Consider the following 24,227-nt stretch of genomic DNA (forward strand, 5'->3'; position numbering starts at 1 on the left):
CCGTCGAAGGTCTGGAACTGCGTCTGCAGCTCGTCGAGCCGGTCCTCCACGTACTGCGAGCCGTCCCCCGTCTGGATATAGCCGCCCGGGTAGTCGAAGATCTCCCCGTCGGACAGGTCGTAGTTGCGCGCCACGCTCTGGTGGGTCTCCAGCGACGTCGACGGCCGCTGGAAGTCGTAGTCGGTGATGACGACCTTGCCCGGCTTCACGCACTCGGCGCTGCCCCAGGCCTGCACGTATTCCAGCGCCGGCGTGGCCTGCGCGCCCGAGCCGTAGAACGGCAGCGACTCGCAGCCCGGCTTGGCATCGTGCCCGCTCGCCGAGTCGCACAGCACCACCTTGTGGCCGGCCTCGTCGTGCTCGACGTACCAGTAGATGCCTTCGTGCTCGAGCAGCCGCGCGACGAAGTTGAAGTCGGTCTCGCGGTACTGGACGCAGTAGTTCCAGGTCCGGTACGGGCGCAACAGCTTGAACTCGTAGCGCGCGACCGGGTGGTCCTCGAAGACCTGCTTGACGATGTCGGGGACCGACAGCTCCTGGAAGATCCGGCAGTCCGAGGTCCGCGACAGCAGCCACAGCCACGGCTTGAGCTGCATCTCGTAGACGCAGTACTTGCCCTCGAAGCCGCGTTGCGCGAAGCGCGTCACGTAGCCGCTGAGGTAACGCGGCGCGTCCTCGCGCAGCGCGATCGTCAGCGTCGCGGGCTTGCCCAGCAGGTCCGACGCCAGGATGTCCTTGCGCTCGCTCAGCAGCGTCAGCGTCGTGTCTCCGGCGTCGCTCAGACCCTCCCGCGACACACAGGTGTGCACGCGCAGAGTGTCTTCAGGCAAGGCGGTCTTGAGGCGGAAAGGTGAGGCCATGGATCTTGCTGAATCGTCCTGGCCCGCACAGTAGGGGGCGGCTATCGCGCAGGTAAGAGGCGAAGGTCACTTCGGGCGGGGATCGCCCCATATCCTGCAGGCCTCCCCTTCCCCCCTCGAAGCGGGGGGCAGGACTTGCCTCACTCGACATGTCCGGTGCCTCTCCGCGAAAGTCTCGTCTCAAGTCCGCTCCGAAGAGAAGTCATGCCCCAGATCCGCCGCGTCATCGCCCTGGCCGTCCTCGCGGCCTGCGTCTGGGCCTTCCGGGAGGGTCAGCGAGGCACCTTCGGCATGCTCGGCGCCGCAGTGACCATCGTGGCGGTGGTGATCGGTTTCCTGGCGCTGGCCGCGGCGATCTTCAACCTCAAGGTCTTCGGCGATCGAAAGTGGGAAGACAGCGGCTTCGACAATGCCGTGCTCGGCCAACGGTCAGGCCGAACGTTCGGCGTCTTCCTGGCCTTCCTCTTCGGCGGCCCGATGATCTTCATCGCGATCCGCGGCCTGATCCGGGGCGTGATCCCGCCCTTCTGGAAGGCGCCGGACCTTGTCGCCGCGCAGTCGCCGATGCTGTTCGTGCTCTCGTTCGTGCTCTGGCTGGGTGTGGGGATGGTCCTGTCCGTGCTGATCCTCAAGGGCAGCTGGCGAGCCAAGTTCGGCGGCGAGAAGACATCGTCACCCGAAAGCACGTTACGCCGCGGCGATGATGACGGACTACGTCAACCCAAGACATGGCCACACCCCGATGACCGTTGAGTCGCTCCTCATCCGCCGCATTTACACGAAGTCCTCCCGATACGACAAGATCCGAGGCTTTCGGATGGCCTACACGCTCGACGTGGGCGCCAAACGCCCGGAGTTCGTCCTCCTGCCCGGGGACATCCAGCTCATCGAGGGCCAGCAGATCCACATCGTGCGCTGGAAGCCGGGCTCGCCGACGGTGGTCGCCTTCCTCAACGGGGGATACGACAGACCCACCCACCTGCAACCGGGCAGTTGGTTCGGCTTGACGTCGATGGCGCTCCTCAACAACGGCATGGGCATCTTCTATTGCGTGACGGTGGATCAGTTCGCTCCACTTCTCGTCCTTGGACTGAGCTGGCTGGTGGTGAACGGATGGTTGATCCATGACGTCCGGGCACGGTTGAAGTTGAAGCGGGCCCTGCAGGCCCTGCGAGAATTTCAACAGTTGCGCGCGCGCCTTGGTTGGAGACAGCAAGAGCCGGCGTCTTGAAATTTTCGCCAATTGATCGGCCGCCAGTTGCCAGCGCCGATGCAAACGCGACGGATCACGGGATGCATGGGGCAGGTCTTGCCCCGGTAGAAACATTCGGTTGCGAATTCCCACCTGTGCAGAGGCCAAAGTCACTTCGGCCCGACCGGCCCGCCCGGTAACTTCCGGTTCATCCGCATTCTGAAGAGGCGCCGATGCCTGCTGCACGCATTCCCGGGCCCCTGGGCGCCGGGGCCAACACCCACGAGATCGACGACGGCACGATGATCCGCGCCGCGTCCCCGCTGGTGTCGCCGGTCGGCGCCGCGCCGCGCGCCGAGAAGGCGGCCGCGATCGACGACGACACCCGCGCACTGGCCGCCGTCGCCTACGGTGAGGGCTCGACCGGCAACGTCTACGAGGAGATGGCCGCCATCGCCAACGTCCTGGTGCGTCAGCAGAAGGCGCGTGGCTTCGCGACGATCAGCGCGTTCATCAAGACGGACAAGACCTTCGCATTCGCCGCCCATGACGGCAACCAGCGGCACAACAAGCTCAAGAAGGCCACCGCCGAAGAGATCGCCGCCGACACGGGCATGAGCGACGCCGTGCGCGGCGCGCGCAACGCGCTGAGCGCCACCGGGACGGACTATGCGAACGGCGGCTACTTCTGGGACGGCGCCGACATCAAGTCCAACTACGACAAGCATCCCAAGGTGAAGGCCGGCATCCACATCACCGATCCGAAGCACAACATCTACGACATCAAGGACAAGAACGTCCCCGGTGAAGAATGGTGGCGCAGCGCGGCCGGCGCCAAGACCAAGCTGCGCGGCAAATGGGATTACAAGTACGAGTCCACCGCCGCCTACGGCGGAACGATCTTCTGGAAGTACAACGACGACTTCGTGAAGGCCACCAACAACAAGGTGTACGACTGATGCCCGGACTGTCCCGATCGATGCCTCGCCCGCCGCGCCGCTCGCTGCCCCGTTCGCTGACGATCGCTGCAACCGCCCTCGCCGGCTCGCTCTTCGTCGCGTGCGCGGCGCATGCCGACGCCGTGGCCCGCAATGCGACCGAGCTGCGCGACCTCCTGCGCGGCACGGCGACACCCGCCGCACTGGAGCCGATCAAGACCGAAGGCTGGTGCGGTCCGCAGGGCTGCTTCGTCGACGTCGACGAGCTGCGCCTGGATCGCGACAAGGGCGGCTTCGCCAAGGCGCCGGGCGGCAAGCAGCTCGTCCTCGTCGAACACAAGGCCATGGGCGGCGAGCCGCTGCCGGACATCGACTGGACGTCGACGGACGCCTACCGCGTGACGGCCGGCGGTCAGCGCTGGGGCAGCTGCCTGGAGTTCGCACACACCGGCATCGGCAAGAGCGGCGTGTACCAGCGCTGGGTCAGCGTGGTGCTGGTGCCGTTCAGCGGCGGCAAGCCGGCGGGCACGGCGCATCGTTTCGTCGGCTACTGGGCCGGGTGCGATTCGCTGCAGGCCGCTGCCGCCAAGGGTCAGGTCGTGCTCCCGATCATCGAGCACGGTGAGCCGACGGCGTCGAAGCCCCTGCGCCTCGTGAACCAGCAATGCAGCGCCAAGGGCTGCGACGGCGAGATCGACCGCCGGGTGATCGATGGAGATCCTCGCAGCGAGAGCGGCACGGTGACCATCACCGGGGCGAAGTGAGCCTCAGGGTGAGGAACGGACAAGTCGGGCACTAGTCCGCCGGTACGCGCCCCGCCGCATCGAAGGCCGCGAGCCGGCCGCGCCAGACACGCGCCTGCTCCTGCATCCAGGCGCGGAACGCGACGACAGGCGGCAGCTGCAATGCATCGTCGCGGCACACCAGGTAGTGGTGGCGGTTCGCCACGGCCGTCACGGGAGAGACCTGCACCAGTCGGCCGTCGCGCAGCGCGGACCACGCCACCGTCATGCGCGCGAGCGCGATGCCCGCGCCGATCTCGGCCGCGTCGAGCATCACACCGGCATCGTTGAATTCCATCCCGGCGGGCACGCGCGAGCCGTCCAGTCCGGCAGCCTGCAGCCAGAGCGACCAGTCGCCCGTGGTGTGGCGCAGCAGGCTGCGCTCGGGCCACTGTCGCGGGTCGGTGCCGACACGCTCGGCCACGGACGGCGCCGCGACGCTGACCAGGCGGTCGCCGAACAAGAGCTCGCCATGCATGTCGGGCGCTGGCGCGGCGCCGAAGCGGATCGCGAGCATCGGCAGGCGCGGCGGCAGGCTGGCAAGGGCGTAGTCGGTATGGACGGTGACGTCGATGCGCGGATGCGCCGAGATGAAGGACGGCATGGGCGGCAGCAGCACGGCCCGCGCGATGGACGCCAGGGTCGCGATGTGCAGCGTCTGGATCGGCTCGCCCTCCTCGCCATAAACCGCCGCGTGCAGCGCGTTCAGCGGCGCGCCCAATCGCGCCAGCAGGTCATGGCCGGCGCGCGTGAGCTCGACGCGCGGACCGTTGCGCTCGAACAGGGGCAGCGCGGTCCAGGCCTCGAGCTGCTTGATCTGGCGGCTGACGGCGCCCTGCGTCAGGTTCAGCTCCTCCGCGGCGCGGCTGAACTTGCCGTGCCGGGCCGCCGCCTCGAAGACCTGGAGTGAGAACAAGGGCGGCAGGCGTTTGCGCATCTTGCGGAAAGCTCATGGTGAATGTGCACAGACCTCGTTTTGCCACGCGGACTGGCACGCGAAGAATCGTCGAGGTCAGGCCACTCTACCTGTGCAACTCAAGGCATCCATGGACATCGACGCATTGCGCGCCGCGACACCGGGCTGTACCGGCATCGCGCACTTCAACCATTCCGCCGCCTCGCTGCCGTCGCGGGCCGTGCTGACGGCGATCCGCGAGCAGATGGAACTCGAAGCGACGCGCGGCCCGATCGAATCGGCCGCCGCGCCCACCGCCAGGATCGAGGACCTGCGCATCGGCATGGCGAGCCTGCTGAATGCGACGCCGCAGGAGATCGCCTTCACCGACAGTGGCGCGAGCGCCTGGGGGTTGGCCTTCTCCGCACTGCCTGCGTTGCGGGCCGGCGATCGCGTGCTGGTCGGTCGCCACGAATGGGGCGGCAATCTGGCGACCCTGCACATGGCCGCGCAGCGCGTCGGAGCGCGCGTGGAGGTGATCGATGGCGACGAGGACGGCAGCGTCTCGCCGGCCGCGCTGTCGCGGTTGTTGGACGAGCGGGTGCGCCTGGTGGCGCTGACGTGGCTGCCCGCGAACGGCGGGCTGGTGAACCCGGCCGCGGAGATCGGACGCCTGTGCCGCGCGGCGGGCGTGCCCTTCTTCATCGACGCAGGCCAGGCCCTGGGCCAGGTCGCGACCGACGTGCGCGCCCTGGCTTGCGACGTGCTCGTCGGCGCCGGCCGCAAGCATCTGCGAGGACCTCGGGGCACCGGCATTCTCTACGTGCGCCGGGAGTTCCTGCCGACGCTGCAGCCGGCCTTCCTGGACGTGCTGTCGGCACCTTGGGGCGTCGACGGGCCGGTGCTGCGCGACGACGCGCGCCTGTTCGAAAAGGGCGAGGCGTCGCTCGCCCTGCTGCTCGGCCTGGGCGTGGCGGTCCGGGACGTGCTCGCACTGGGCGTGCCGGCGATCCAGGCGCGCATCGGCGAGTTGGCAGGCAGCTTGCGCACGCAACTGCGGCTGATCCAGGGCGTGCAGATGCTGGACCTGGGACGCACTCACTCGGGAATCGTCTCGTTTAACGTGGCGGGCCACGACGCCGTCGAGGTGCGGCAGCGCTTGTCAACGCAAGGGATCAACGTGGCGGCCCATCTGCGCGCCTACACACCGCTGGACATGGCGGCCCGAGGCCTGGACAGCGTCGTGCGCGCGTCGCTCAGCTACCTCAACACCGAGGCGGAGGTGACCCGGCTGGTCGAGGCGATTGACGAGCTGGCGCGTCGCTGATCGCCGCCATCTCCTGCACGGCGATCAGCGCACGACGACCGTGCGGCCTCAGTCGAACGCGTAGTCGAAGTCCCCGTCCTTCACCGCCAGCTCGACCTTCGTGATCGCCTGGCCGTTGGTGACGCGGGTGAGGTACTCGCGGCTGATGCGCGGCAGCACCGTGTTCGTGAGGATCGCATCGACCACGCGGCCGCCGCTCTCCACCTCGTTGCAGCGGCTGATGATCAGCTTGACCACGTCGTCGCCGAAGGTCAGCGGCACGCCGAGGTTCTCGCCCACGCGCTTCTGGATGCGGCCCAGTTGCAGGCGCACGATCTGGCCCAGCATCTCCTCGCTCAGCGGGTAGTACGGGATCGTGACCAGCCGGCCCAGCAGCGCCGCCGGGAAGATCTTCAGCAGCGGTTCGCGCAGCGCCTTGGCGATGCCCTCCGGTTCCGGCATCAGCTCCGGGTCCGCGCACAGCTTCATGATCAGGTCGCTGCCCGCGTTGCTGGTCAGCAGGATGATCGTGTTCTTGAAGTCGATGTGGCGGCCCTCGCCGTCTTCCATGCGGCCCTTGTCGAAGACCTGGAAGAAGAGCTCGTGCACGTCCGGGTGGGCCTTCTCGACCTCGTCCAGCAGCACGATGCTGTAGGGCCGGCGGCGCACCGCCTCCGTCAGCACGCCGCCTTCGCCGTAACCGACGTAGCCGGGGGGCGAGCCCTTGAGCGTCGAGACCGTGTGGGCCTCCTGGAACTCGCTCATGTTGATCGTGATGACGTTCTGCTCGCCGCCGTAGAGCGCCTCGGCCAGCGCGAGCGCCGTCTCCGTCTTGCCCACGCCCGAGGTGCCCGCCAGCAGGAACACGCCGATCGGCTTGCTGGGGTTGTCCAGGCCGGCGCGCGAGACCTCGATGCGCTTGGCGATCATCTCCAGCGCGTGACGCTGGCCCACGACGCGCTGGTTCAGGGTGTCCGCCAGCTGGAGCACCGCCTGCACCTCGTTGCGCACCATGCGACCGACCGGGATGCCGGTCCAGTCCTGCACCACCGCGGCCACCGCCTGTTCGTCGACCTGCGGCAGGATCAGCGGCGCATCGCCTTGCAGCGTCGTCAGCTCGGCGCGCAGGCCGTGCAGTTCGGTGAGCAGCGTCTCGCGCGCCTGCTCCTCGGGAGCGCCCTCGCCCTCCTTGCGCAGCAGCGCGTGCAGCTCCAGCACGCGATCGACCATGCCCTTTTCCTTCAGGTGGCGCGCCTCCAGCTCCGCCTTGCGGGTCTGCGCTTCGTCCAGCTGCGTCGCCACGCGCTGCTTGCGCTCCGCGACGTCCATGCCGATCGCGCCTTCGCGGCCGATGATCTCGCGCTCGATCTCCAGCGCCTGGATGCGGCGCAGGCAGTCCTCGAGTTCCGCCGGCGTCGCATGCTGGCTCACCGCCACGCGCGCGCAGGCCGTGTCGAGCAGACTGACCGCCTTGTCCGGCAGCTGCCGCGCCGGGATGTAGCGATGGCTCAGGCGCACCGCCGCCTCGATGCCCTCGTCGAGCAGCGCCACGCGGTGGTGCTTCTCCAGGATCGAGGCCACGCCGCGCAGCATCAGCACGGCCTTGTGCTCGTCGGGCTCGGGCACCTGCACGACCTGGAAGCGCCGCGTCAGCGCCGGATCCTTCTCGATGTGCTTCTTGTACTCGGCCCAGGTCGTCGCCGCGATCGTGCGCAGCTTGCCGCGCGCCAGCGCCGGCTTGAGCAGGTTGGCCGCGTCGCCGGTCCCGGCCGCGCCGCCCGCACCGATCAGCGTGTGCGCCTCGTCGATGAACAGGATGATCGGCTTGGGCGAGGCCTGCACCTCGTCGATGACCTGGCGCAGGCGGTTCTCGAATTCGCCCTTCATGCTCGCGCCGGCCTGCAGCAGGCCGATGTCGAGCATGTACAGCGACACGTCCTTCAACTGCGGCGGCACGTCGCCCTGCGCCAGGCGCAGCGCGAAACCTTCCACCACCGCCGTCTTGCCCACGCCCGCCTCGCCCGTGAGGATGGGGTTGTTCTGGCGGCGGCGCATCAGGATGTCGACGATCTGGCGGATCTCTTCATCACGGCCGGCGATCGGGTCGATCTCGCCGTTGCGCGCGCGCTCGGTCAGGTCGACGGCGTAGCGCTTGAGCGCCTCCTGCTTGCCCATCGCCGCCGGCGCGATCGCGCCGCTGGCGTCGCCAGGCGCGGCGCCGGGCTCGGCGGCGCGCATCGCGCGTTCGGGCGAGCCCTCCAGGATCTGGTTGAACTTCTCGCCCAGGTCGTCGACGTTGATCTTCTCGAACTGCTTGGACACCGACAGCAGCACGTTGCGCATCGACGCCGTCTTCAGCAGCCCCAGCACCAGGTGGCCGGTGCGCACCTGCTGGTCGCCGAACATCAGCGAGCCGTAGACCCAGCCGCGCTCGACGGCGTTCTCGACCCAGCTCGACAGGTCGGTGACCGAGGTCGCGCCGCGCGGCAGACGGTCCAGCGAGGCCATCAGGTCCGACGACAGCTGCGCCGCGTCCAGCCCGTAATGCTTGACGATGCGATGCAGGTCGGAGTCGGGCGTGTTGAGGATCTGGTAGAGCCAGTGCTGCAGCTCGACGTACGGATTGCCCCGCAGCTTGCAGAACACGGTGGCGCCTTCGATCGCCTTGTAGGCCAGCGGGTTGAGCTTGCCGAAGAGGCTGGTGCGGGCGATTTCAGTCATGACGATGCTCCCTGTGATGCCGGCGGCGTGGCCCGCCCCTTCGCCCGCTGTTGCGGATGGAGGTGCAGGTCGTCCCGGTCGTGACGATGCGGACGGCCGCCCGAGCGGCCCGTCCAGGAGGTGAAGCCCAGGCGCGCGCTGCCGCTGAGCGCCGCGGCGGGCACCTCGTCGCGACGCAGCACGGGCTGCAGCTCCCATTGCAGGTTGTGGCCGACGTACTGCCGGATCCAGTCGTTCAGCGGCCGCCACGCGTCGCCGTCGGGCAGGAAGCCCTCGTACTGGCGCAGCGTCAGCGGCCCCAGGACGACGCGGAAACGGTACTGCCGGTCCCAGGCCTTGTTGCCTGCGGACGTGTTGCGCCCCAGGCGCGGCAGCTCGCGGCCGATGCGCTCGGGCCGCTGCCGGGCGAAGCCCAGCCGCGTGCGTTCGCCGTCCTCGACGGGCAGCCAGTGCGGCACGTGCTGCTCGATGCGGACGGGCACCTTGAAGTGCGACGACAGGATCTTGGCGAGTCCTTCCGGATGCTGCGCGCGTCCGCCGTGCAGACCGGCCTGGAACAGGCGCGCCGTCTGCGGCAGCGAGTCGCCGGGCCGCTGCGCGCCGTCGAGTCCGGTCGCCGCGCCCAGCCAGGCCGCGTAGCGGTCCGTCGCCGGCCGGTCGTGCTGCACGGCCGGCTGCGATTGCGCCCAGGCGCGGTAGAAGTGCAGCAGCAGCCGGTGATGGAAGACGTCGAGGAAACGGCTCAGCGTCGGATCGCCGCGCTGGTGCAGCCGCTCGCGGGTGTACTCCGTCAGGTGCAGCGGCATCGGCCCCTGCGGGCCGAGCAGGCCGAAGAAACGCACGCCCAGTCGCGGCGCCGGCCCCTGGCCGCGGGTGAGGCTCTGCAGCGCCGCCGGCGCGAAATCGAGCTCAGGCTCCTGGCCCAGCCGGATCGCCTCCTGCGAGGGCCGCAGGCCGCGACCCAGCCGCGGCACGTCGGGCGTCAGGCCCTCGATGCGGCGCAGCAGCGCGAAGAAGTCATGGGCCCAGGGCGTCGCCTCGACGTCCTCGAAGAGCGCGCGCAAGGCGGCATCGCGCTCATTGCGTTTCTCGGGCCGGCGCGCGAGCAGGGACTCGGGCGCCGGCGCGGCAGCGTCGTCGGATCCGGCATCGGATGCCTGCGCCACGGCACCGCCGCCGGAGGCTCCGGCGTCGTCGTCGTCCGGGGTCGAACCAGGGCCGGGGATGTTCATCCGCGCCCCCCGTCGCGGTCGCCGGAGCGGTCGTTGGCGCGTTCGCCGCCGCGGTCGCCGCGTCCTTCCGCGTCGCCGCCGATGCGCGGCGCCCAGCGCTTGACCAGGCCGCGCTGCGTCGTGCGCAGGCTCAGCTGGGTGAAGCTGTTGATCGCGGCATGGCGCGTGAAGTAGCGCTCCAGCACGCTCGCGAAGAGGAAGCTGCTGTGGCCCTGGAACGCGTGCTCGTCGAGCTCCAGCGTGATCTCCGCGCCGGTCCCGAAACTCAAGGGACCGGTGAACGGCAGGCGTCGCACGACCGACTGCGAGGCGACGGCGCGCACGCCTTCGATCTGCCGCAACCAGCCGGCGTCGCCCGGCGGGCCGTACAGCGCCAGCAGGCGTCGCAGCGTGGCGGCCGCCTGCGCGGGCGGCTCGTCGCCCCAGGGCAGCTGCTGCTGCGTCAGCAGGCCGACCAGGCTCCAGCCCGCTTCGCCCGCCGGCTGGCGATTCACCGGCCGCGTCGGACCGTGCACCGCGTCCACCTTCAGGACCGGCCCGGCCGCGTCGAGCCGCCACACGCCGGCGCCGTTGTGCGGCAGCAGCATCGGCAGGTCGCGGTTGGTGACCAGCGCCGAGACCGACAGCTGACGGATGTCCTCGCGATACGGCGCATGGCGCGGATCGACCAGCGAGAGGAAGACCTCGTCGCCGATGTAGCCGGTGCGCGGTCCCTGCTCCTTCTGGCGCGACGACATCAGGCGCGGCTCGCGGCGCGCGGTGTAGAAGCCGGGCGCGTCCGGCGGCGCCTCGTGATAGGTGGCGTAGAGCGGTTCGAAACTCTGCTGGCCGAGCGCCCCGGCGCCGTAGCCGATCACCGACTGCAGGCTGTGGATCTCGTAGTCCATCGGCCGGGTGCGGTCCGGCACGACGTGGTATTCCCAGCTGCCGGTTCCGAGCTGGATCCGGTCCAGCCGCTTCGGGAACAGGTTGATCGCCGGCGTGCAGTGCAGCGAGACGCTGTCGACGTCGACCATGGCCTCCAGCGCGCCGTCGCCGCGGGAGAAGAACAGCACGATCTCGAAAGACGTGCCGTCGATGCGCGCGAGCCGGTCGGCCAGTTGATCGATCTCGAGGAACAGGAAACGCCGCGGCATCGCCGCGAGCTCCTGCATCAGCCGGCTGCCGGAGAAGCTGCGATGCGATTCGGGCAGCAGCGCCTCGTCGGGCGAGAAGCCCAGCGGGCGGATGCTGGTCGCGGGCCGCCACTGCACGGGCACCGCCGCCGCGTCGATGCCGTCCCCGGTGACGAAGCTGCCCAGCGGTGCGCCCAGCGCCAGCTCATGCAGCCGGTAGGCGACCTCGTCCGGCGCGCTCAGGTACAGCGCGAGCCGGTCCAGTCCGAGCTGCCGCACGGGAATGCCGCCGCCGGTCCTGAGCTTGAGCCGCACGCCGCCGCGACTGCCCGCGGCATCGGGAAGCCGCGACACCGGCAGGTCCGGCGCATGGGTGAAGTACTGGACGTCGTCCAGCGTCAGCGGCCAGAGCGTGACGTCGTGGGCGGTGCGGAACTCGCAGCGCGTGTCCTGCCCGCGCGGGATCGCCGACTGCAGCACGCTGCCGCGCGGCACCGGATGGCCCTTGGACAGGTTGGGGTCGGTCGGATCGACGTTCAGGCGCGCGATCATCATCGACGGGATGGGCGCCAGGAAGTTCGGGTAGATCGATTCCAGCAGGTGCGAGATCAGGCGCGGATGTTCCGCGTCCAGCTTGAGCTGCACGCGCGCCGACAGGAAGGCGAAGCCCTCCAGCAGCCGCTCGACATAGGGATCGGCGACCTCGGCATCCTCCAGCCCGAGCCGGGCGGCGATTTTCGGGAAGTCGCGCGCGAACTCGGCGCCGACCTCGCGCAGGTGGGCGAGTTCGTCGTTGTACAGGCGCAGCAGGCGCGGATCCATCGCGTGACCTCAACCCTCGCGGACTTCGACCTGGCCCGCCTCGAGGTCCATCTGCGTGCGCAGCAGGATCTCCAGCGGGATCGGCTGCGCCCAGAGATGGCCGCGGATGTCGAACTCGATCACGTTGTGGGTGTCCATGACGCTCTGCGTCTCGATCGCGCGGACCTCCAGCGTGTCCGGCAGGATGCGCGGCTCGAAGCGCAGGATGGCCTGGCGGATCTGCTTCTCCAGCAGGTGCACGTCGATGCGCGAGGCCAGTTGCCCCGACAGCGCCGGCAGCCCGAAGTTCAGCACACTGTCGCCCACATGGCCGTAGGGATCGCATTCCTTGCCCATCGGCTGGATCGCGTTGAACAGCCAGCCCAGGTCGCGCAGCACCGCCTGGCGCAGCTGCGACTTGGTCATGACGCGGCGTTCCTCCGCCTCGACGCGGTGGAAGGGATCGTCGTCGGTCAACCGGTCCAGCAGGGCCGGTTGCAGGCGGTCGCGGTGGATCTGGCTCATGAGCGCGTCGCGCTCATGGCTGGCGCAGTTCGATCAGGCGCGCGTCCAGCAGCCCGGTCTCGCCCTGGTCGGTCATCAGCACGCGCTGGCCGACGCCGGCGTACTGGTCGTCCTGCGAGCCCGGCAGCGCCTGCCACTCGGTGCGGCGCGCCATCCAGACGCGCTCGTCGTCGAAGGCCACGCTGCGCGGATAACGCGTCGGGATCAGCGCGACGGAGCCGCCGCCGTTGGGGAATTCGAGGTGCGCCGCGGACCACACGAGATCGCGCAGGTCCGTCGGCGGCTCGATGTGGATCTCCTTGATCGCGGAGAACGGCACCCAGCAGTAGCGGCCGTTGATCACCGCCTCCAGCACCGGCCCGAGGCGCGAGTCGCCGTCGCAGATCCAGTCGAAGGCCTGGCCGTCGATCGCGCCGGCGGTCGCGGGCGCGGCGTCCAGCGCCTGCGCGCGCAACTGCCGCGCGCCGGCGACGTCGCCGTCATGCTCGACCTTCAGCGAGTGCACCAGGTTCGCGACCCATTCAGCCGGCTCGCCCATCACCATCGGCGTGGTGCGGCCCTCGAAGACGGCCTCGCGCACCAGCTCGCACTTGAGCGCTTCGCGGTAGGTGTTGACCATCGCCAGCGTGCCCGCGTCGAGCTCGCCGCAGACTTCCAGCTGCGCGGCCGCACGCGCCCATTGGCCCGTCACCGCCAGCAGCTGGAACAGCATCGTGCGCAGCTTCGCATCCTGCGGACGCTGACGGACTTCCGCCTGCGCCGCGGCCAGCGCCTCGGTCGGTCGGCCCGCGGCCAGCAGTTCCTGCACTGCGCTCATTCAAGACTCCCGTGGAATTCAATGCCCCGGCGGGCCCGTGAGCGCGCCGTAAGGACCTCAGGTGAGGTCGTCGTCGAAGGTGTGCGTGCCGCCCATTGCGCCCTTGGCGTTCTGGGTGCGGTACTCGATGTTGACCTTCTGGAAGCTCATCGAGATGCGCTCCACCGGCGCGCCGGTCTCGTCGCAGTCGATGTCGTAGGAGGCGATGCGCGCCTTCTCCAGCGTCAGGCAGAAGTAGTCCTCCTGCGAGCCGCCGGCCTTGCGCAGGTAGAGCTTGGAGCTCTTGACCTCGTCGTTGGTCGCGACGGCGCTCATCAGCGCGGTGCTGGCGCTGTCGAGGCCCTTGGTGATCGTCAGCTGGCGGTAGCTGCGGCGACCGGTCTGCTGACCGGCCACGGCATCGCCCGCGGCGCCCACGCCCCAGCTGAAGCCGCGCACGACGATGTCGTTGGCGTGGCCCGCCGAGGTGGACTCGCCCTTGACCTTGCCCGCGCGCTTGAGCGACAGGTCCAGGTACATGTCGGCGCTGTTCGCGCCGCTGGTCAACGGATTCATCTTTCGCTCCGGCATGGACAACGGATGACGGCCCCTGCTGGCACCCGACGGCGGCACCCCACGGTGGTACCCCACGGTGACGTGCGACAGCACCAAGCGGCGGCCCCCGCCGCCGAACCATCATTCGTTGTCCGAGCGCGGCGCGCCGGGCCTGAGCCCGTCGCGCCGCGGGATCGTCGACGGCAGCGACCCGGCGCGACGCCGGCGTGCCGCCATCAACGCATCAACGCGTTTCGGTCGTGGCCACGTTCCAGCCGAACTTGACCGCGCCGCCCAGGCCGCCCTTGGCGTCTTGGGCCTTGTACTCGAACTCGATGTCGGCGTAGGACACCGACACGCTTTCGCTGATCTCGCCGCCGGCCGAAGCGGACGGGGAGACGGCGGTCACGAGGACTTGCTTCAGGGTGACCTTCAGGAAGTCCTGCTGGCCTTCACCGGCCTTGCGGCAGGTCAGCACGGCCTGGTCGAAATGCTTGCCCGAGGCGCAGGCCTTGGCCAGCACCGGGGACGCCTTGTCGTAGTAATGCGCGAACACGAACTGGCCAGGAACGCCCTTGCCCTTGCCCGAACCGGTACCGGCGGCGGCGGTGCTTTCCTGACGGACGTCCCACGACCAGGCCAGCAGGTCGATCTCGCCCTTGTGGTCCTTGTGGGTGGATTCGCCTTCGACTCCGGCGAACTTCAGATTGGCGTCGATCGTCATGGTCGATTTCTCCTAGATGAACTCTGTGAAAACAGTCTCCGCCTCGACGCTGACCGCGACGGAGACCAGGGATTTCGGACCTGGGAAGGTCCGGATGGCGGGGTGCCTCGAAAGTTCAGAACGCGCCTTCCAAGGCGCTCCCTTCAACACGTCGCGCGTCGTTGCGCGCGATTCTCAAATTCAGGTTCAGCGTCACTTGCCCTTCTGCGAGGGCAGCGTCGAGACCAGCCGCAGCGACACGGTCAGGCCTTCGAGCTGGTAATGCGGACGCAGGAAGAATTTCGACGAGTAGTAGCCGGGGTTGCCCGGGATCTCCTCGACGACCACTTCCGCGGACGCCAGCGGCTTCTGCGACTTCGTCGTCTCCGACGAGTTCGCCGGATCGCCGTCGACGTAGTTCATGATCCACTTGTTGAGCCACTTCTCCATGTCGCCGCGTTCCTTGAACGAGCCCACCTTGTCGCGCACGATGCACTTCAGGTAATGCGCGAAGCGGTTGCAGGCGAACAGATACGGCAGGCGCGCGGCCAGGTTGGCGTTGGCGGTGGCGTCGGGGTCGTCATACTCGGCGGGCTTCTGCAGCGACTGCGCGCCGATGAACGCGGCGAAGTCCGAGTTCTTGCGGTGCACCAGCGGCATGAAGCCGTTCTTGGCCAGCTCGGCCTCGCGGCGGTCGCTGATCGCGATCTCCGTGGGGCACTTCATGGCCACGCCGCCCTCGTCGGTCGGGAAGGTGTGGGCCGGCAGGCCCTCGACCGCGCCGCCCGCTTCCACGCCGCGGATGCGGGTGCACCAGCCGTAGGTCTTGAACGAGCGGTTGATGTTGGTCGCCATCGCGTAGGCCGAGTTGGCCCACGTGTACTTGCCGTGTTCGCCGCCGCCGGTCTCTTCCTCGAAGTTGAAGTCCTCGACCGGATTCGTCTTCGAACCGTAGGGCAGGCGCGCCAGGAAACGCGGCATGGCCAGACCGATGTAGCGCGCGTCGTCGGACTCGCGCAGCGACTTCCAGGCGGCGTACTCGGGCGTGCTGAAGATCTTGGTCAGGTCGCGCGGGTTGGCGAGTTCCTGCCACGAGCCCATCTGCATCAGCGACGGGTTCACCGCGGCGATGAAGGGCGAGTGCGCGGCGGCCGAGACCTTGGCGATCTCGCCCAGCAGCTCGACGTCCGGCGGGCTGTGGTCGAAGTAGTAGTCGCCGACGATGGCGCCGAAAGGCTCGCCGCCGAACTGGCCGAATTCCTCTTCGTACACGCGCTTGAAGATCGGGCTCTGGTCCCAGGCCGTGCCCTTGTAGCGCTTGAGCGTCTTGCCGAGATCGTTCTTCGAGATGCTCATCACGCGGATCTTGAGCTGCTCGTCGGTCTCGGTGTTGTTGACCAGGTAGTGCAGGCCGCGCCAGGCCGATTCCAGCTGCTGGAACTCGGCGTGGTGCAGGATCGCGTTGACCTGCTCCGACAGCTTCTTGTCGATCTCGGCGATCATGGCCTCGATCGAGACGATGACGTCGCTGCCGATCAGCGTGGTCTGCGACAGGGCCTGCTGGGCCAGCGTCAGCACCGCCTGCTCGACGGCGGACTTGGCCTCGTCGGTCTTGGGCTTGAATTCCTTGTTCAGCAGCGAGGCGAACTCGCCGCCTTCGTACTCGATGCCCTGCAATGAAGGCGCGTGTTGCGCGAGGGTGTCATCGGCCATGGTGCGTGCTCCGTGGGATCCGTGGGTCGGTTCTTGAATCGGTTCTGGAAGGCGTCAGCGGCGCGCTCACTGCGCGGCGCCGTCGTCGGGCTTCTGGGCCGAGGCCAGCGACTTGAGCAGCGCCTCGTCCTTGACCACCTTGGCGATCAGTTGCTCGGCGCCGGCCTTGCCGTCCATGTAGGTGATCAGGTTGGCGAGCTGCTGGCGCGCCTCGAGCAGCTGCTTGAGGCCGTCGACCTTGCGCGCGACCGCGGCCGGCGAGAAGTCGTCCATCGACTCGAAGGTCAGGTCGACCATCAGGTTGCCTTCGCCGGTCAGCGTGTTGGGCACGGCGAAGGACACGCGCGGCTTCATGGCCTTCATGCGGGCGTCGAAGTTGTCGACGTCGAAGTCCAGGAACTTGCGGTCCGACACCGGCGGCAGCGGCTCGGTGGGCTTGCCCGACAGGTCCGACAGCACGCCCATCACGAACGGCAGCTGGACCTTCTTCTCGGCGCCGTAGAGCTCGACGTCGTACTCGATCTGCACGCGCGGGGCGCGATTCCTGGCGATGAACTTCTGGCTGCTGGTGGCCATGGGATGCTCCTTGAAGCGGGGATCGGGTGAAAGGTCGGAACGTTGAAGAACGGGCTCGGTGTCGGTGTCGCGGTCGGGCGCTTACTCGCTGGTCGTGCCGGCGAGCTTCTCGATCTCGTGCACGCCCTCGGGGTTGAGGTCGCGCATGATCTCGAGGAAGCTCTTGCTCATCAGCCGCTGCGCGCGGCGGATCAGCAGCGGCGCGGGATTGCTGGGCTCGTGGCGCTCGATCCAGTCGCAGACGCGTTGCAGCGCGCGGACGGCGTCATCGCGGCTGGCGATGGTGCCGGGCGCGGCGACCGCGCCGACGGTCGCGCCGCCGAAGCCACCGACACCGCCGGCCGGCGCACCGGTCGCGTCGTCCGCGGCGGGCGCGTCGCCGCCCTGCCCCTGCAGTTGCCCGGCGGCCGCGACGAGCGGCTTGAACAGGCGCAGCAGCGGCGAGAAATCGGGTCCTTGTCCGGCGCCGAGCGGCACTTCGATCGCCGCGACGATGCCTTGCACCGTCGGCAGCGCCTCATGCAGCCGGGCGGCGAAGGCGGGATCGTTGGCGGCCTGCGACGCCAGGCCGGCCATCAGGCCTTCGGGCGACGGCACGGACTCATCGCCCATCGGATCGGCATTGCCCAGCGCCAGTTCCACGTCGCGCAGCCGGGGACCGCCGCGCTGGCCGGTCAGGCTCGCGGCGCGCAGGTCGGCGATGCCGGCCATGACGCTGGTCAGCGGTTGCAGCGCGTTCAAGCGCATCGTCGGGTCGTCGTGGTCGGACGCGTCCAGTTGCGGATGCACGTGCGCCCACTGTTGTTCCAGCAGACCGCGGATCAGCGCCAGGCCGTCGATGGCCGCGCCCAGTCCTTGCAGCCGGGCGCCGGCGCGCACCAGCCAGACGGCGACGCGCAGGTCGCGGGTGCGCCTGGCCAGCGCCAGTGCCTGCTCCTGGACCGCGTGCCAGTCGGGCTCCTCGGCCGGGATGATGGTGTCGCCGAACTGCTGCTCGGGTTTGCCCGCGCCCGCCGCTTCCAGGGCGAGGAAGGCAGGGTCGTACTCCAGGTCGGCGCCGCATGGGGCGTCGTCCTGCAAGGGGGCAAGCAGCGAATCGAGGTCGAGGTCAGCCATCGCGTCGGAGGCAGCAAAACGGTTGCATGCCATGGACTCTATTGAGGGCTGTAACTGCGCGCAGTGGTCGAAAGTCACTTTGGCGCAAGTGGGGGGCGCTCAGGCTAGGGATTGCCGCCCCTCGCAAGTCAGGCGGACGCCCCTTTGCGGACCGCGGGACACCCTCTTACGAGGTACCAGGATGAATGCCAGCCGTCAGCAACATTAACAATGTGTTTCGGTGCGGGACAAGAACGCGGCGACCCACTCATACTCCGGCCCCGCAAGACCTGTCCCCTGCGGGAGGGACAGGCCCTCCCCCGCTGCAAGAGCTCCCCCATGAAGCACCCGGCTGATTCCCCTCTCAACGCGCTGACGAACGCGCCGACGAACGCGCCCGTCGCGCCGGCCGCGCCGACGCTCGTCGCCCCGCTGCCTCCCGGCGTCGACCGCCGTCGCCTGCTGACACTGGCAGGCGCCAGCGCGCTGCTGTCCGCCTGCGGCGGTGGCGGCAGCGGCGGCGGGGACGCGCCGGCCACGCCGGCGGCACCGCCATCGGGATCGCCGCCCGCCTCCCCACCACCGCCCGCATCGCCCCCCCCTCCGGCGGCGCCGCCACCGTCGGGATCGCCTCCGGCTTCACCTCCTCCTCCGGCCTCGCCCCCGCCGCCGCCGCCTCCTCCTCCCCCGCCGCCTCCCTCATCGGTCAAGCGCGGCGTCGCCTACGACCTCAAGGACGCGGCCGACTTCAACGCGCTGTCGGGCGGCAGCGTGGGCTGGTGGTACAACTGGGCGCTCCAGCCCAACGCGACCGTGGTCGCGCAGCCGTCGATCGCCGGCGCGCTGGAACACGTGCCGATGCTGTGGAACTTCAACTTCAACACGGCGCAGGTCGTGACGGCGCTGAAGGCCCGGCCGACGGTGCAGTACCTGCTGGTGCTCAACGAACCCAACCTCACCGACCAAGCCAACCTCTCGCCGGCGGATGCCGCCGCGCAGTGGCCGCGCTTCGAGGACGTCGCCCGCCAGACCGGCGTGAAGATCGTCGGCCCCGCGATCACCTGGGGGACGATGGCGAACTACGCCGATCCGGTCGTGTGGATGGACGCGTTCATCGCCGCCTACCGCGCCGCCAACGGCGGCCGCGACCCGCAGATCGACGCGATCGCCTTCCATTGGTACGACTACGGCCTGGGCGGCCAGCTGGACCGGCTCAAGAAGTACGGCAAGCCCTTCTGGGTCACCGAGATGGCCAACTGGCACAACGGGGACGGCAGCGCGCAGATCGACACCGCCGCGAAGCAGAAGGCGCAGATGGCCGACATGGTCCAGACCTGCGAGTCGCGCACCGACGTGGTCCGCTACGCCTGGTTCACCGGCCGCTGGTCGAACGACGTGCACTTCACCAGCCTGCTCGGCAACACCGGCGTGTTGACCGAGGTCGGCCAGCACTACAAGAGCCTGCCGAAGTCCTGATGGACCGCAGACCTCACTGAACTCAGGTTGACCACCCCTCGACGCGCAGGCCCAGGCCCGTCGACAAGACGAGGTGAGGCGAGGCGAGGCGAGGCGGTCTAGCGCAGCGCGGCGAGCAGTGCCGCCTGCGCGACGCGGCGGCGCTCCGCCCCATCGGTGGTGTCGCGCCCGTCGGCGGGTGCGAGCACCGCCTGCACCGTCATCACCGGGACCGCCGCCGCCGCCGTCAACCGCCGCAACACCGCCGGCGGCAGGTCGTCACACGCGACGGCGCCGTACAACTGCCCCAGCAGGCGGGCGATCTCCTCCAGCGCGGCGCCCTCCTCAAGCATCCGCTCGGGATCCAGCACGGTCACCTGCGCGCCCAGTTCGAGCGCCACCTGCTTGAACAGGCTGGGGGCCGGCGCGCCCTCATCCCCGCACACCATCCCCATCCTCATGCCCAGCAGGGGCTGATGCGTCGTGCGCGGAAGCGGCGTCGTGCGCGGGAACGGAGCGTGTGGGGGCATGGTCGGACGCGTGGCGTGGCGGAGGGGGAAACAGCGGCATGGCGGAGGCGGAGGCCGAGGCGGACGCGGCGGACGAGGTGGACGCGACATCGCACCGGAGGCCGAGGTCCGCAGCGTAGTCAGCTCCCGACGAAGCGGGTTGACCAATGTCAATGCGCAGGCCTTGCGTCACCCAGGCGCGGCGGGGTGCGGGCCGGGCTCGACGGATCGTTACCGAACCGTCACCGAGGGTTCACCGACTGTTGCTGATCGATGTCAAGGATTGGTTCCGCGGTTGCGGGCCGTTTCTAGCATTCCCGGCAATCCCTCCAACCACGAGACCCTCATGCAAAGCGCCATCGCCCTCGCCTCCCCTCCGAGCGACCTCTCCCGCGATCGCCTGCGCGATGTGCCGGTCGGCCGGCCGCGCATCGCCGTCGCGGCTGCCGCGGCAGCCGCAGCGCCCGCGGCGCCCGCGGCGCCCCGGCCGCTTCGTGACCTCGCCCTCGCCCTGTCCTCCGACGCCGCGCTCGTCGCGGACACCGCCCCGGGGCTGATCGCGCCCGACTTCGGCCTGCAGGAACGCCCACCGCTGTCGCTGTCCGTCGCGGAGCCGCACGTGGTCGCCCGCGACCCGCAGCAGCGCATGCTGGAGGTGATGCGCACCATCCGCGACATCCTCCAGCCCGCGGCCAAGGTGGTGCGCGCCGGCGACATGATCTTCCGCGCTTCCCAGCCCTTCAACACGGTCTATCTGATCAATGCCGGCGCGTTCAAGCTGGTGAGCCGCAGCCTGGACGGCCGCGAGCAGATCGTCAGCCTGAAGTTCCGCGGCGACTGGCTGGGCTTCAGCGGCATCGCGCACGGCCGCCATCCCTGCGACGCGGTCGCGATGGACACCGGCAACATCTCGATCATTCCGTACGACACGCTGCTCCAGGCCTGCGCCCGCCATCCGGAGATGATGGCCGTGGTCCACGAAGGCATGAGCGCCGAGATCACCCACGAACGCCAGTCGCTGATGTCGGTCTGCACGCTGGCGTCGCTGGCGCGGGTGGCGGAGTTCCTCTGCGCCTGGGCGCGCAGCATGCATCAGCGCGGGCTGCGCGCCGACGAACTCACGCTGCGCATGACGCGCGCCGATCTCGGCAACTTCCTCGGCATGACGCTGGAGACGGTCAGCCGCTGCCTGTCCAAGCTGAACCGCGAAGGCCTGATCCTGTTCGGCGAGCGCGGCCGGCGCCAGATCTCGATCCCCAACCGCGAACGGCTCGAGCAGTTCGTGATCGGCGGTTCGATGGCGCGGGGGAAGCTGGCGACGGCGGCATGAGTCCGGAATGAGTCCGGCATGAGTCCGGCGCGAGTCCGGTGAGCCAGGCCTGGAATCCTGCCGCCGCCGCAGGTGCACGATGGCGTCGTCCGTGTCCTCAGCGCGACAGCACCTTCCCGATGGCCCGCGCCAGCGCGTCGCGCTCATAGGGTTTGGGCAGCAACGCCCAGTCCAGCGCGTTGTCATGCCCAGACGACAGCAGCTCCGCCGAGAACCCCGACATCAGCAGCACGGCGATGTCCGGCCAGTGCTGCCGGACTTGTGACGCCAGTTCGGTCCCGCGCATGCCGGCGCCCAACGCGATGTCGCTCAGCAGCAGATGCGGCAGCGCAAGGCCCCCGGACGCGTCGGCTGCATCGTCCAGATCGCGCAGATGCCACAGATGCCGCAGCGCTTCCTCCGCGCTGGCGCAGGCCGTGACGCTGCAGCCCAGGTCGGTCAGGTAGCGGCGCGCGACCGCGCGCACCTCCGCGTCATCCTCGACCAGCAGCACGCGCAGTCCCGGCGGCACCGCCGCAGCCGCCGCAGCCGCCGCCTCGTGCTCGACGGCCTCGCGCTTCGCTGCCGGCGGCTGGGGCAGGATCAAGGACAAGGTCGTGCCGTGGCCCGGCGTGCTGTCGATGCCGATCGCCCCGCGCGACTGCCGCGCGAAACCGTAGACGGTGCTCAGTCCCAGCCCGGTGCCGCGCCCCGGCTGCTTGGTGGTGAAGAACGGCTCGAAGGCGCGCTCCCTGACGTCCTCCGGCATCCCCATGCCGCTGTCCGAGATCGCGATGCGGACGTAACGCATCAGGGGGACCTCGATGCCCTCAAGGCCCTCGAGGCCCTCGGGCGTCGGATCGTCGCCGTCCTCCAGCTCGCGGCGCAGTGCCGGCGGGATGGCCGTCAACGGCGCGGCCTCGAAGACCAGGTCGCCGCCCTCAGGCATCGCGTCGCGCGCATTGATGGCGATGTTGAGCAGCGCCGATTCCAGCTGCGCCGGATCGGCCTGCACGTCGGGACAATCGGCGGCCACCTCGATGCGGATGCGGATGCGCTGGTCGAGCGTGCGGCGCAGCATGTCGGCCAGCGAGCGCAGCATCGCCGCCACGTCGACGCTGGCCGGCTGCAGGCGCTGCCGGCGCGAGAACGCCAGCAGCTTGCCGGTCAGCTCCGCGCCACGTCGCGACGCCCGCGTCGCCGCCGCGACCAGTTGCGGCGCGAAGCCGTCGTCGGTCACCGCGGGCAGCTCGGCCAGCACCTGCAGGTTGCCCTGGATCACGGTCAGCAGGTTGTTGAAGTCGTGCGCGATGCCGCCCGTCAGTTGACCGACGGCCTCCAGCCGCTGGGAGTGGTTCAGCGCTTCCTCGGTCTGCGCCCGCTGCAGGCAGGTGCCGAGCAGATTGGCCACCGATTCCAGGAAGCGCATCTCCGCATCACCGAAGCGTCGCGGCTCGCGCGAGCGCACCGCGAGCGTGCCCACGGGACGTCCCCGATCGGACAGCGGGACCGCCAGCGCGGACACCAGGCCCGCCTGCAGGTAGGTCGGCGGCACGGCGAAGCGCTGCTCGTTGCGGTAGTCCTCGACCACGACCGGACCGCCCTGCGCCAGGACGAACCCCTGCGGCGTGTCCGGCCGGTTGGCGACCTTCGCACCGAGGCCCTCGCCGTCCAGCAGGCCGACGCCGCCGGCCAGGCGCAAGGCGGTCCGGCCCGGCTCGAGCAGGAACACCACCGCCAGGTCCGCCTCCAGCGCCTGGGCGGCGATCGAGGGCACCTGACGCAGCACCTCCTGCGGATCGAGCGAATCGACGGCGATCCGGCCCAGTTGGGCCAGATGCTCGCTGTAGCGCGCCCGCTGCAAGGCCTGGCGCACGCGCGGGTACTCGGCGACGCTGCGGATCGAGGCCATCGTGTACGGCAGGCCGAGCGGCTGCAGCGGGCTCAGTGCGATCTCCACCAGCACCTCCGATCCGTCACGTCGGCGGGCGACCAGCTCGGTGGCGGTGCCGCCCATGGGCCGCGACCGCGGCGCGCTGTCGTAGGCATGCCGGTACGCGGCGTGGCGCGGGCGGATGCTGTCGGGGACCAGCATCTCGACCGGGGCGCCGATGAGGGCCTCGTGGGCGTAGCCCAGCAGTTGGGTGACCGTCGGATTCGCGAGCCGGATCAGCCCCTGGTCGTCGACGAGCAGCAGACCGTCCGGCGAGGCGGCGAACAGCGCGCGGAAGACGGCGGATGGGTCGAGGCCGGAGGATCCACCGCCATTGGCGCCGATCATGTCGCCCGCGTCGACCGCATCGACCGCATCGACCGCGCCGGCGGCGGCGCCCTTGCCCGGGTCGCCCATGACGGCGCTCAGGTCGAGCGCGTCGAGGTCACCCTCGGCGCGAACAGGTAGCCGGCGCCGCGCACCGACTTGATCCACTGTCCCTCGCCCGACTCGGCGCCGAGCTTGCGACGCAGCCGCCCCACCTGCACGTCGATCGTGCGGTCGAAGGGCCCGGACTCGCGACCCCGCGTGTGCTCGAGCAGGAAATCCCGCGACAGCACGCGCCCCGGATGCAGCAGGAAGATGTGCAGCAGGTCGAACTCGCCGGTCGTCAGCGCGACCTCGCCACCGTCCGGTCCGGTCACGCGGCGCGCGGACAGGTCCACGGTCCACCCCTCGAAGTGCATGCGCTCGCGGCCGACGGACAGGTCATGGACGACCTCGCCAGCGGATGCTGGCGGAGCGACCGTCGATCCGGGCGCCAGGCGCCGCAGCACGGCCTTCACGCGGGCGACCAGCTCGCGCAGGTCGAAGGGCTTGGTCACGTAGTCGTCCGCGCCGACCTCCAGCCCGACGACCTTGTCCACCGCGTCGCCGCGCCCGGTGACGATCACCAGGCCGCAGCGCCAGTGCTCGCGCAACTGGCGCGCGATCACGAAACCGTCCTCGCCGGGCAAGCCCAGGTCCAGCAGCACGAGGTCCGGCGTGTCCGCCGCCATCAGGTCCATCAACGCCCGGCCGGTGTGGCGCTGCGTCGTGCGGAAGCCGTGCGAGGCGAGGTAACCGGCCAGGAGCTGGGTGATGTCCGGCTCGTCGTCGAGGATCGCGACATGGGCGGGCTTCGTCGCGGAAGAAGTGAAATCGGGCGCGGTCATGA

22 protein-coding genes are annotated in these 24,227 nt (G+C 69.6%); 7 read left to right on the forward strand and 15 right to left on the reverse strand.

Annotated elements, in window-relative coordinates; translation table 11 throughout:
• A partial coding sequence (locus AC07O8_RS23395) for a type VI secretion system Vgr family protein (RefSeq protein WP_495050335.1) occupies positions 1–830 on the reverse strand: 830 nt, incomplete at its 3' end.
• A gap of 234 nt (positions 831–1,064) precedes the next feature.
• On the opposite strand from AC07O8_RS23395, the gene AC07O8_RS23400 reads away from it, so the two are divergent.
• The 4 genes from AC07O8_RS23400 (at position 1,065) to AC07O8_RS23415 (ending at position 3,754) form a co-directional block, all read left to right on the forward strand.
• Positions 1,065–1,613, forward strand: coding sequence for a hypothetical protein (locus tag AC07O8_RS23400; RefSeq protein WP_495050336.1), 549 nt, complete (start codon positions 1,065–1,067; stop codon positions 1,611–1,613).
• The gene (locus AC07O8_RS23405; RefSeq protein ID WP_495050337.1) at positions 1,603–2,091 is read left to right on the forward strand and encodes a hypothetical protein; all 489 of its coding nucleotides are present in this window, start codon (positions 1,603–1,605) and stop codon (positions 2,089–2,091) included. The genes AC07O8_RS23400 and AC07O8_RS23405 overlap by 11 nt, the downstream gene beginning before the upstream one ends.
• Before the next feature lie 194 nt (positions 2,092–2,285).
• Positions 2,286–3,011 carry a hypothetical protein gene (locus AC07O8_RS23410; protein ID WP_495050338.1) on the forward strand — a complete coding sequence of 242 codons (726 nt, stop codon included), beginning with the start codon at positions 2,286–2,288 and terminating at the stop codon, positions 3,009–3,011.
• Complete coding sequence (locus tag AC07O8_RS23415; RefSeq protein ID WP_495050339.1) at positions 3,011–3,754, forward strand: hypothetical protein; 744 nt, start codon at positions 3,011–3,013, stop codon at positions 3,752–3,754. The genes AC07O8_RS23410 and AC07O8_RS23415 overlap by 1 nt, the downstream gene beginning before the upstream one ends.
• A gap of 31 nt (positions 3,755–3,785) precedes the next feature.
• On the opposite strand, the gene AC07O8_RS23420 is transcribed toward AC07O8_RS23415, so the two are convergent.
• A complete protein-coding gene (locus AC07O8_RS23420) occupies positions 3,786–4,709 on the reverse strand; it encodes a LysR substrate-binding domain-containing protein (RefSeq protein ID WP_495050340.1) in 924 nt (307 codons plus the stop codon).
• Between the two features lie 109 nt (positions 4,710–4,818).
• On the opposite strand from AC07O8_RS23420, the gene AC07O8_RS23425 reads away from it, so the two are divergent.
• A complete protein-coding gene (locus tag AC07O8_RS23425; protein ID WP_495050341.1) occupies positions 4,819–5,994 on the forward strand; it encodes an aminotransferase class V-fold PLP-dependent enzyme in 1,176 nt (391 codons plus the stop codon).
• Positions 5,995–6,042: 48 nt separating this feature from the next.
• Here AC07O8_RS23425 and tssH read toward each other — a convergent pair whose 3' ends face one another.
• From tssH to tssA, 10 genes are all read right to left on the reverse strand, one after another.
• Positions 6,043–8,694: a type VI secretion system ATPase TssH gene (gene tssH, locus AC07O8_RS23430; protein WP_495050342.1), complete on the reverse strand. Its 2,652-nt coding sequence runs from the start codon at positions 8,692–8,694 to the stop codon at positions 6,043–6,045.
• Positions 8,691–9,926, reverse strand: a complete 1,236-nt coding sequence (tssG, locus tag AC07O8_RS23435; RefSeq protein WP_495050343.1) for a type VI secretion system baseplate subunit TssG — start codon at positions 9,924–9,926, stop codon at positions 8,691–8,693. Before tssG ends, tssH begins: the two co-directional genes overlap by 4 nt.
• The gene (gene tssF, locus AC07O8_RS23440) at positions 9,923–11,863 is read right to left on the reverse strand and encodes a type VI secretion system baseplate subunit TssF (RefSeq protein ID WP_495050344.1); all 1,941 of its coding nucleotides are present in this window, start codon (positions 11,861–11,863) and stop codon (positions 9,923–9,925) included. Before tssF ends, tssG begins: the two co-directional genes overlap by 4 nt.
• A gap of 9 nt (positions 11,864–11,872) precedes the next feature.
• A complete protein-coding gene (gene tssE, locus AC07O8_RS23445; RefSeq protein ID WP_088404496.1) occupies positions 11,873–12,367 on the reverse strand; it encodes a type VI secretion system baseplate subunit TssE in 495 nt (164 codons plus the stop codon).
• Between the two features lie 13 nt (positions 12,368–12,380).
• Entirely contained in the window at positions 12,381–13,184 is an 804-nt protein-coding gene (locus AC07O8_RS23450; protein ID WP_495050345.1) for a type VI secretion system accessory protein TagJ, read from the reverse strand.
• A 57-nt stretch (positions 13,185–13,241) separates the two neighbouring features.
• A complete protein-coding gene (locus tag AC07O8_RS23455; RefSeq protein WP_297526743.1) occupies positions 13,242–13,739 on the reverse strand; it encodes an Hcp family type VI secretion system effector in 498 nt (165 codons plus the stop codon).
• A gap of 223 nt (positions 13,740–13,962) precedes the next feature.
• Positions 13,963–14,442, reverse strand: a complete 480-nt coding sequence (locus AC07O8_RS23460; protein WP_067271515.1) for an Hcp family type VI secretion system effector — start codon at positions 14,440–14,442, stop codon at positions 13,963–13,965.
• 192 nt (positions 14,443–14,634) lie between these two features.
• On the reverse strand, positions 14,635–16,134 hold the full coding sequence (gene tssC, locus AC07O8_RS23465) for a type VI secretion system contractile sheath large subunit (protein ID WP_495050346.1): 1,500 nt from the start codon (positions 16,132–16,134) through the stop codon (positions 14,635–14,637).
• A 66-nt stretch (positions 16,135–16,200) separates the two neighbouring features.
• The gene (gene tssB, locus AC07O8_RS23470) at positions 16,201–16,710 is read right to left on the reverse strand and encodes a type VI secretion system contractile sheath small subunit (RefSeq protein WP_377155241.1); all 510 of its coding nucleotides are present in this window, start codon (positions 16,708–16,710) and stop codon (positions 16,201–16,203) included.
• An 81-nt stretch (positions 16,711–16,791) separates the two neighbouring features.
• On the reverse strand, positions 16,792–17,826 hold the full coding sequence (gene tssA, locus AC07O8_RS23475; RefSeq protein WP_495050347.1) for a type VI secretion system protein TssA: 1,035 nt from the start codon (positions 17,824–17,826) through the stop codon (positions 16,792–16,794).
• A 318-nt stretch (positions 17,827–18,144) separates the two neighbouring features.
• Between tssA and AC07O8_RS23480 the strand changes: the two genes are divergently transcribed.
• Positions 18,145–19,281, forward strand: a complete 1,137-nt coding sequence (locus tag AC07O8_RS23480) for a glycosyl hydrolase (RefSeq protein ID WP_495050348.1) — start codon at positions 18,145–18,147, stop codon at positions 19,279–19,281.
• A 98-nt stretch (positions 19,282–19,379) separates the two neighbouring features.
• On the opposite strand, the gene AC07O8_RS23485 is transcribed toward AC07O8_RS23480, so the two are convergent.
• Complete coding sequence (locus AC07O8_RS23485; RefSeq protein ID WP_495050349.1) at positions 19,380–19,790, reverse strand: hypothetical protein; 411 nt, start codon at positions 19,788–19,790, stop codon at positions 19,380–19,382.
• Between the two features lie 325 nt (positions 19,791–20,115).
• On the opposite strand from AC07O8_RS23485, the gene AC07O8_RS23490 reads away from it, so the two are divergent.
• Entirely contained in the window at positions 20,116–21,099 is a 984-nt protein-coding gene (locus tag AC07O8_RS23490; RefSeq protein ID WP_495050350.1) for a Crp/Fnr family transcriptional regulator, read from the forward strand.
• A gap of 97 nt (positions 21,100–21,196) precedes the next feature.
• Here AC07O8_RS23490 and AC07O8_RS23495 read toward each other — a convergent pair whose 3' ends face one another.
• Entirely contained in the window at positions 21,197–23,428 is a 2,232-nt protein-coding gene (locus AC07O8_RS23495; RefSeq protein WP_495050351.1) for a GAF domain-containing protein, read from the reverse strand.
• Positions 23,429–23,436: 8 nt separating this feature from the next.
• Positions 23,437–24,225, reverse strand: a complete 789-nt coding sequence (locus tag AC07O8_RS23500; protein ID WP_495050352.1) for a response regulator — start codon at positions 24,223–24,225, stop codon at positions 23,437–23,439.
• Positions 24,226–24,227 lie beyond the last annotated feature (2 nt).

The organism is Roseateles sp. GW821-FHT09G09, assembly GCF_059415965.1.